This is a genomic window from Saccharopolyspora sp. NPDC000359 (genome assembly GCF_040300525.1).
Lineage (GTDB): Bacteria > Actinomycetota > Actinomycetes > Mycobacteriales > Pseudonocardiaceae > Saccharopolyspora.
In genome coordinates, this window is the sequence record NZ_JBEPDU010000100.1 from 1 (window position 1) to 8055 (window position 8055).

6 protein-coding genes are annotated in these 8055 nt (G+C 70.4%); 1 reads left to right on the plus strand and 5 read right to left on the minus strand.

All coding sequences use genetic code 11. From position 1 onward, the window contains the following. Positions 1-101 precede the first annotated feature (101 nt). Positions 102-569, minus strand: a complete 468-nt coding sequence (locus ABT324_RS33010; protein WP_351185725.1) for an RDD family protein — start codon at positions 567-569, stop codon at positions 102-104. A 209-nt stretch (positions 570-778) separates the two neighbouring features. On the opposite strand from ABT324_RS33010, the gene glnA reads away from it, so the two are divergent. Beyond that, entirely contained in the window at positions 779-2203 is a 1425-nt protein-coding gene (gene glnA / locus ABT324_RS33015) for a type I glutamate--ammonia ligase (protein WP_351185727.1), read from the plus strand. A gap of 144 nt (positions 2204-2347) precedes the next feature. Here glnA and ABT324_RS33020 read toward each other — a convergent pair whose 3' ends face one another. From ABT324_RS33020 to ABT324_RS33035, 4 genes are all read right to left on the minus strand, one after another. Beyond that, the gene (locus tag ABT324_RS33020) at positions 2348-3208 is read right to left on the minus strand and encodes an SMP-30/gluconolactonase/LRE family protein (protein WP_351185730.1); all 861 of its coding nucleotides are present in this window, start codon (positions 3206-3208) and stop codon (positions 2348-2350) included. 251 nt (positions 3209-3459) lie between these two features. Continuing rightward, positions 3460-3972 carry a GNAT family N-acetyltransferase gene (locus tag ABT324_RS33025; protein WP_351185733.1) on the minus strand — a complete coding sequence of 171 codons (513 nt, stop codon included), beginning with the start codon at positions 3970-3972 and terminating at the stop codon, positions 3460-3462. A gap of 19 nt (positions 3973-3991) precedes the next feature. After that, the gene (locus ABT324_RS33030; protein ID WP_351185736.1) at positions 3992-7030 is read right to left on the minus strand and encodes a bifunctional [glutamine synthetase] adenylyltransferase/[glutamine synthetase]-adenylyl-L-tyrosine phosphorylase; all 3039 of its coding nucleotides are present in this window, start codon (positions 7028-7030) and stop codon (positions 3992-3994) included. 52 nt (positions 7031-7082) lie between these two features. After that, a complete protein-coding gene (locus ABT324_RS33035) occupies positions 7083-7835 on the minus strand; it encodes a type 1 glutamine amidotransferase (protein WP_351185739.1) in 753 nt (250 codons plus the stop codon). Positions 7836-8055: the final 220 nt, after the last annotated feature.

Below are 8055 nucleotides of genomic sequence, written 5' to 3' on the forward strand. Positions count from 1 at the left end.
GCGCGACGAGTTCGGCGAGCGCATCACCAGGCAGCAGGCGGTGCGCCGGGGCCAGCACCAGGCAGGCGCCGGATCCCCGGGCCCGCTCCTCGTTCGTCAGGTCACCTGCGCAGCACGATGGTGCCGCTGAGCCGGTCGTGCCAGGAGCGGCCGTCGAAGTTCCACATCACGGCCGGGATGACCAGGAAGGTCAGCACGCAGCGCAGCGCGGCCCGCAGCGGCCCCACCATGACCGCGCCGTCGACCCGCGCCACCCAGATCCGCAGCGCGGCCATGCCCGGCGTGGTGCCGAAGAAGCTCACCGGGACCACGGTGATGACCGCCCACGCCACCAGGCTCCAGTTCCCCGGGTAGTCCGGCATGGTGAACAGCGCCGCGACCAGGGCCGCCAGCACGATGTCGATGAGGAACGCCCCCAGGCGCTTGCCCACCGGGGCCGCCGAACCGGGACCGCGTTCGGGCAACCCCAGCTTCTCGCCGCGCCACTTGGGCCGGGATTCGTTCGCCTGCTCGCGCGCGTGGTTGAACGCGTTCTTCGGGGCGTCCAGCCACGATCCGACTCTTCGCACGTCATCCAGGGTACGTGCCGCCCACCGGAGCACCACGTTCGCCCGGTTCGCGCAACCTCGACCACCCGAACAGGTCGCAGTTAACGCCGGCGAAACATTCGGGTGACGACGGAGCAACACCCACGACATACGGTGAGAACCGAGCCGGCGGCGGAAGCGTACGACGTGGCGTCGGTGAGCTGTATCGAGTGCTGAAGGAGCCACCGAGCTTGTTCAAGAATCCAGACGAGGTCCTGCGCTTCATCGCCGACGAGGACGTGAAGTTCGTCGATGTCCGGTTCTGCGACCTGCCGGGCGTCATGCAGCACTTCACCGTGCCCGCCGCCGCGTTCGACCAGGACGCCTTCACCGAGGGGCTGGCCTTCGACGGCTCGTCCGTGCGTGGCTTCCAGTCCATCCACGAGTCGGACATGCTGCTGCTGCCCGACCCCTACACCGCGCGCCTCGACCCGTTCCGGGCCGAGAAGACGCTGATCCTGAACTTCTTCGTGCACGACCCGTTCACGCTGGAGCCCTACAGCCGTGACCCGCGCAACATCGCGCGCAAGGCCGAGCAGTACCTGAACGAGTCCGGCATCGCCGACACCGCGTTCTTCGGCGCCGAGGCCGAGTTCTACATCTTCGACTCGGTCAAGTTCGGCGAGGCCCCGAACAAGACCTTCGCCGAGGTCGACTCGATCGAGGGCTGGTGGAACACCGGCCGCGACGAGGAGGGCGGCAACCGGGGCTACAAGACCCGGATGAAGGGCGGCTACTTCCCGGTCTCGCCGTACGACCACTTCGCCGACCTGCGCGACCAGATGGTCACCCAGCTGACCCAGTCCGGCTTCACCATCGAGCGGGCGCACCACGAGGTCGGCACCGGCGGCCAGGCCGAGATCAACTACAAGTTCAACACGCTGCTGCACGCGGCCGACGACCTGCAGCTGTTCAAGTACATCATCAAGAACACCGCGTGGCAGCACGGCAAGACCGTCACCTTCATGCCCAAGCCGCTGTTCGGCGACAACGGCTCCGGCATGCACAGCCACATGTCGCTGTGGAAGGACGGCAGCCCGCTGTTCTACGACGAGTCCGGTTACGCCGGGCTGTCGGACATGGCCCGCCACTACATCGGCGGCATCCTGCACCACGCGCCGAGCCTGCTGGCCTTCACCAACCCGACGGTGAACTCCTACCACCGCCTGGTGCCGGGCTACGAGGCCCCGGTGAACCTGGTGTACTCGCAGCGCAACCGCTCCGCCTGCATGCGCATCCCGATCACCGGCGCGAACCCGAAGGCCAAGCGCGTCGAGTTCCGCTGCCCGGACCCGTCGGGCAACCCGTACCTGGCGTTCGCCGCGATGATGATGGCCGGCCTGGACGGCGTGAAGAACAAGATCGAGCCCGCCGAGCCGATCGACAAGGACCTCTACGAGCTGCCGCCGGAAGAGGCCAAGAACGTCCCGACCGTCCCGGACAACCTGGCCGCGGTCATCGACAACCTGGAAGCCGACCACGACTTCCTGCTCGAGGGCGGCGTGTTCACGCCGGACCTGATCGAGACCTGGATCAACCTGAAGCGCGAGGACGAGATCGACCCGATCCGCCTGCGCCCGCACCCGCACGAGTTCTCGCTGTACTTCGACGTGTGATGCGCTGAGCACGTGGTGGCCCGTCAGCTCCGGCTGGCGGGCCACTGCTCGTTCCCGCCCCGCCTGGGAGGCCCGGGCCAGGCGCTGCCCCGTCTCGCCGCGACCGTGTGATGGCGAATGCCATGATCGGCTAATATCAGTGGCTCAAATGCCCTGCCAGGGTTGCAGGGCGGCCCCAAGCACTCCCGGCTTGAAGCGCAGCAGCGCACCGGCGCACGGGTCCTCGAGGAGCGCGGGCTCGTCGTAGCCGTAGCACGCCGAGGTCACGTACATCTCCTCCAGCCGCGAACCGCCGAAGGCCAGGCTGGTGATCCGCCGGGTCGGCGCCCACAGGACGGTCTCCAGGTCCCCGCTGGGGGCGTAGCGGTGGATCCGCCCGGTCCAGTGCATCGCGACCCACACGCAGCCCTCGGCGTCGACCGCGATCCCCTCCGGGTTGCCCTCCACCTCCGCGCACACCACCCACTGCCGCCCGGAGACCGCCAGCGCGCGCTCCGGGTCGTAGTCGTAGACCCAGATGGTGCGCGCGTCGACCAGGTACATCCGCCTGCCGTCCGGGCTCCACGCCACCCCACCAGCCGCGGTCACCCCGTCGACCAGCAACCGCGCGCGGTTGCCGTCCAGCACGTACAGCCCGCTGGCCTGGAACTCGCGGGAGTGCGTCAGGGTGCCCGCCACGAACCGCCCGGTCGGGTCGCAGGCGCCCACCCCCATGCGGTCGCCGTTGCGGACCTGGACGACCGGCTCCAGCGCCGAACGCGCGAGGTGCACCCGCGCGAACCCGCGTCCTGCGGCGGCGATCAGCTGACCGTGCCGCGTCGCGCCGAGCGCCGTGACCGGACCCGGCAGCACCCGGACTTCGTCCGCACCGGAATCCCGGTGGTAGGTGTGCAATTCCCGGCGCAGCAGATCCACCCAGTGCACGCAATTGAGCGCGGGCATCCACAACGGGCTCGCCCCGCACATCGCCTGACGGTCGACGAGCACCTCGAAGTCCTCGGACATCGGCAGTCCCCTGTTCGCCGCCCTGCCTTCCTCCGCGGAGGGTACTGGCGAATTCAGCAATTCGGGACCGCCGACCGGGTTCGCCGAAAACCCGACCAGTGCGCCCCTTTTCCCACCGCACCAGAACAGGGGACCGCGAGAATCGCTGCGGCGCCGCGAAAATGGGGCGGCGTGGACCGCATGCCGAACCGGGTTGCACCATTCGGACCACCAGGACACCTGCACGCGGCCGAATTCCCGACCGCGGCGGATCAGCGGAATGCGGCCGGGTCGATGTCCCGCACGAAGCAAACCCGGTCGTGGCCGAGCCCGTCGTAATCGCGGTGCACCGGAATTCCGCCGATTTCGGCATCCCCCGGGCGCAGCTGGAAACCCATGCTCCGGTGGAAGGCGATCGAACCGGTGTTGGCGGGCGAGGTGACGCAGTGCACGCGGGTGCGACCAGATCGGGCCACCGCGGCGAAGAATTGCCCGTACAACCGGCGCGCCAGCCCGGACCGGCGCAACTCCGGATCGACCCCGACGAAGTGGATGTAGGCCTCCACCGGGCGGTCGGCGGAGGCGAAGCCGATAAGGAATCCCGCCATCCGGCCGTCCTGCTCCGCGATGAAGCTGGTCCCGGAGAAGTGCTGCAGGAACAGCCGGGGCACGAGCAGCGACAGCTCGCGGGCGGCCTCCGGGCTGCGCGAATCGGACCACCACCGCTGGATGGCGGCCACGACCACCGGGTGATCCGCTTCTTCGGCCGTTCGCAGCTCCACCACGACCACCACCCTAGGCCCTTCAGGAGCCGTAGAACACCCGCTCCACGACGGCGCGGGCGTGCCGGGTCACGCGCAGGTAGTCGTCGACGACCTCCCCGGTGTCCACCTCCGCCGAATACCCCAGGGCGGCGGCCACCGCGTTCAACTCCCGCGTCTGCTTGGGCAGCTGGTCCCCCGGTTTGCCGCGCACCAGCATCACCGCGTTGCGCACCCGCATCGCCAGCGTCCACGCCTGGGCGAGCTCGTCGGCGTCACCTGCGTCCAGCACACCCGCCTCGGTGGCGGCCCGCAGCCCGTCCAACGTCGAGGTCGTGCGCAGCCCGGGGTGCTCGTGGGCGTGCTGCAGCTGCAGCAGCTGCAACGTCCACTCCACGTCGGCCAGACCGCCGCGGCCGAGCTTGGTGTGCGTGGCCGGATCCGCGCCGCGGGGCAACCGCTCGGAATCCACCCGCGCCTTGATCCGGCGGATCTCCCGGGCCTTCGTCTCGTCCAGCCCGCCCTCCGGGTACCGGATCGGGTCGACGGCCCGGCAGAACCGCTCCCCCAGGTCCTGGTCACCAGCGATGTGCCGGGCCCGCAGCAGCGCCTGCGCCTCCCAGACCTCGCCCCACCTGCGGTAGTACGAGAGGTAGGAGTCCAGCGTGCGCACGAGCGCGCCTTGGCGCCCCTCCGGCCGCAGGTCGATGTCGACCTCCAGCGGGGGGTCCTGGCTCGGCGCGCCCAGCAACCGCCGGACTTGCTCGACCACGGTGGTCGCGAACCGCACCGCCGTGGTCTCGTCGGCCCCGTCGACCGGCTCGCACACGAACATCACGTCGGCGTCCGAACCGTAACCGAGCTCCGCACCGCCCAAGCGCCCCATGCCGATCACCGCGATCCGCGCCGGGACACCGCCCATCGACTTCGCGGTGTCCCGCGTCGACACGTCCAGCGCCGACTCCAGCACAGCGACCCAGATGTTCGACAGCGCCTGGAACACCGTGGTCGGTTCGACCAGGCCGAGCAGGTCACCGCAGGCGATCCGCAGCAGCTCGTGACGGCGCAACGACCGCGCCGCAGCGGCGGCACGCGCGGGTTCCGAGTAACGCGCCACGGTGCTGCGCAGCGAAACCGACGCCTCCGTGGGATCGCGTTCGGCCAGCGCAGGTGTGTCCGACAGCAGCCGCAGCACTTCGGGAGCGCGCACCAGCAGCTCCGGGACGAGCTTCGAGGTGCCGAGCAGCTGCGCCAACCGCTCGGCCACCACTCCTTCATCTCGCAACAACCGGAGGTACCAAGGGGTTTCGGCCAGCGCCTCGGACACCTTCCGGTACGCGAGCAGCCCGCCGTCCGGGTCCGGTGTGTTCGCCAGCAAGTCCAACAGCATCGGCAACAGCGTGCCCTGGATACTCGCCCGCCTGGACACTCCGGACGTCAAAGCACCGATATGGCGCAAAGCGCCCTCCGGCGAGGTGTAACCGAGTGCGGCCAGTCGCTCCACCGCCGCCGACGTCGTCAGGCGCAACGCCGCGGTCGGCACCTTCGCGACCGCTTCCAGCAGCGGGCGGTAGAACAACTTCTCGTGCAGCCGCCGAACCCGGTTGCTGTGCCGCCGGAACTCCGCGACCAACGCCTGGGCCGCCGAGTTCCGGCCACTGGCGCGCAACCCGACCGCCCGGGCCAGCACGCCGAGCGCCTCACCGTCGTCGAAGGCCGGGAACAGGTGCGTCCGGCGCAGCTGCCGCAGCTGCAACCGGTGCTCGACCGTGCGCAGGAACCGGTAGGAATCCACCAGGTCCGCCGCATCGGTGCGGGCGACGTAACCGCCCTCGCCCAGCGCGCGCAGGGCATCCAATGTGGACGTCAGCCGGAGCGAGTCGTCGCTGCGACCGTGCACCATCTGCAGCAGCTGCACGGCGAACTCCACGTCCCGCAACCCGCCCCGGCCGAGCTTCAGCTCCCGCTCGGACAGCTCGGAGGGGACGTGGTCCTCGACCCGGCGCCGCATCGACCGCACATCCGCCACGAAACCCTCGCGTTCGGCGGCGGTCCACACCAACGGCTGGACCGCGGCGAGGTAGTCCGCCCCGAGCTCGGCGTCCCCGGCCACCGGCCGGGCCTTGAGCAGCGCCTGGAACTCCCACGTGCGCGCCCAGCGGCGGTAGTAGCTCAGGTGCCCCTCGAGGGTTCGCACCAGCGCCCCGGCCTTGCCCTCCGGGCGCAGCGCCGCGTCGACCTCGAAGAACGCGGAACCGGCCACCCGCATCACCAGGCTGGCCAACCGGGTCGCGGCCGGGACATCGGCCTCCTCGGCCGCGACGAAGACGACGTCGACGTCGCTGACGTAGTTCAGCTCCCGGCCACCGCACTTGCCCATCGCGATCACCGCGAGCCGCGGCACCTCGTCCACACCTGAGCTCTTCAGCTCGGCCACCGCGACCGACAGCGCTGCGCGCAGCGCAGCGACGGCGACATCGGACAACGTGGCGGCCACGTCCTCGTACGGCACACCGGGCTGGGCTGGATCGACGACGCTGCCCATGTCCTGCCCGGCAACGTCCATCAACAGCCCGCGGTACGCCTGGCGGAGCGCGCTGACCGCGTCCGTCCCCTCCACCTCCGCTACCGGGCCGCCGGGAGTCCCCGGCGCCCCGCTGCCCTCAGCCCCCACCGCCGCCAGGAGCTCCGAGGTCCGCTCCTCCAGCGTGCGCGCCGGCGAGGCGTCCGAGCGCAGCCGCCGCCAGTCTTCCGGGTGCGCGACGAGGTGATCAGCGAGGGCGGTGGACCCCCCGAGGACGCCGAACAAGCGGGCGCGCAAGCCCGGATCACCGCCCAGCGCCCGCGAAAGCTCGGCCCACCCCGCGTCCGCAGCATCCCGGAAGCGGTCCAGGGAGTGCAGCGCCAGGTCCGGGTCCGGGGTCCGCGACAACGCGGTCACGATCGGCTCGGCTCCTTCCGGGCCGCGGTCCGACCACCACCCGGCACGCCGCAGCTGGGCCTCAGCACGTGACGCGTCGGTGAACCCGTAACGAGCGGGAGACGGCACCGAACCCGAGCGCGACGAGTTGCTGTTGGCCATTACCCGACCGTAGTCCGCCCGGCTTCCCCATGCGGACCCGACCTGGTGAGGATCACGCCAGCGGCAGGAACCTGCTGGCCTTGCGGTCCTCCGGCGGGGTCGCCACGAACCGCGCGAACCGCTCCGCCACCGGCTGCCAGGTCTCGGCCAGGTCCGCGTGGAACTCGTCGAGGTGGTCCCGTTCCAGCTGTCCCGGCCGCGCCGCGGCCGTCCCCTCTGGCGACCCCTCCGCCCACTGCAGCACCAGGTCCGTGGTCGTCTCGATGTGGCCCTGCAACCCGTAGGCGCAGTCGCCGACGCGGAAGAGCTGGTTCTCGCACTTGGGCGAGGAGGCCAACAACTGCGCCGACGGCGGCAGCACGGCCACCTCGTCGAAGTGGAACTGCAGCACGTCCGGGGTCAGCGGCACCGGGCCGAACAACGGGTCCTCCGCCGCGACATCCCGCTTCGCGATGAGCAGCGTGCCGACCTCGGGCCCCTTGCGCATCGCTCGAACCTGCCCGCCGGTGGCCGCGGCGAGGAGCTGCGCCCCGAGGCACACCGCCAGGACGGGCACCCGCTCGCCCACGGCCTTGCTGAGCAGGCCCCGAACCCCGGCCAACCAAGGGTGTTGCGCGTCGTCGTACGCACCCATCTCGCCGCCGAGGACGACCACCCCCTGGTGCTCGCTGAAGTCGGCGGGCAACTCCTGCTCGCCAGGCAGGACCACGTCGATCTCGGCCCCGGCCGCCACGAGCCACTCGCCGAGCGGGCCCGGGGGGTCGTTCTTCGACAGCTGCACAACAAGAATCCGCACACCACCCATGCCGCCAGCGTACGACCTGGATCCCCGAACCCCGACCACTTGCGCCAACCCGCCACCGCGTGTTCGCCGAGCTCCGGGTGTGTGAAAAGAAGAAGGCCTTCTCCCTCCCGGTCGGAACCAGGAGGGAGAAGGCCTTCTCCCATGTAGTGTGTCGGCGGTGTCTTACTCTCCCACACCCTGTCGAGTGCAGTACCATCAGCGCTGGGGAGCTTAGCTACCG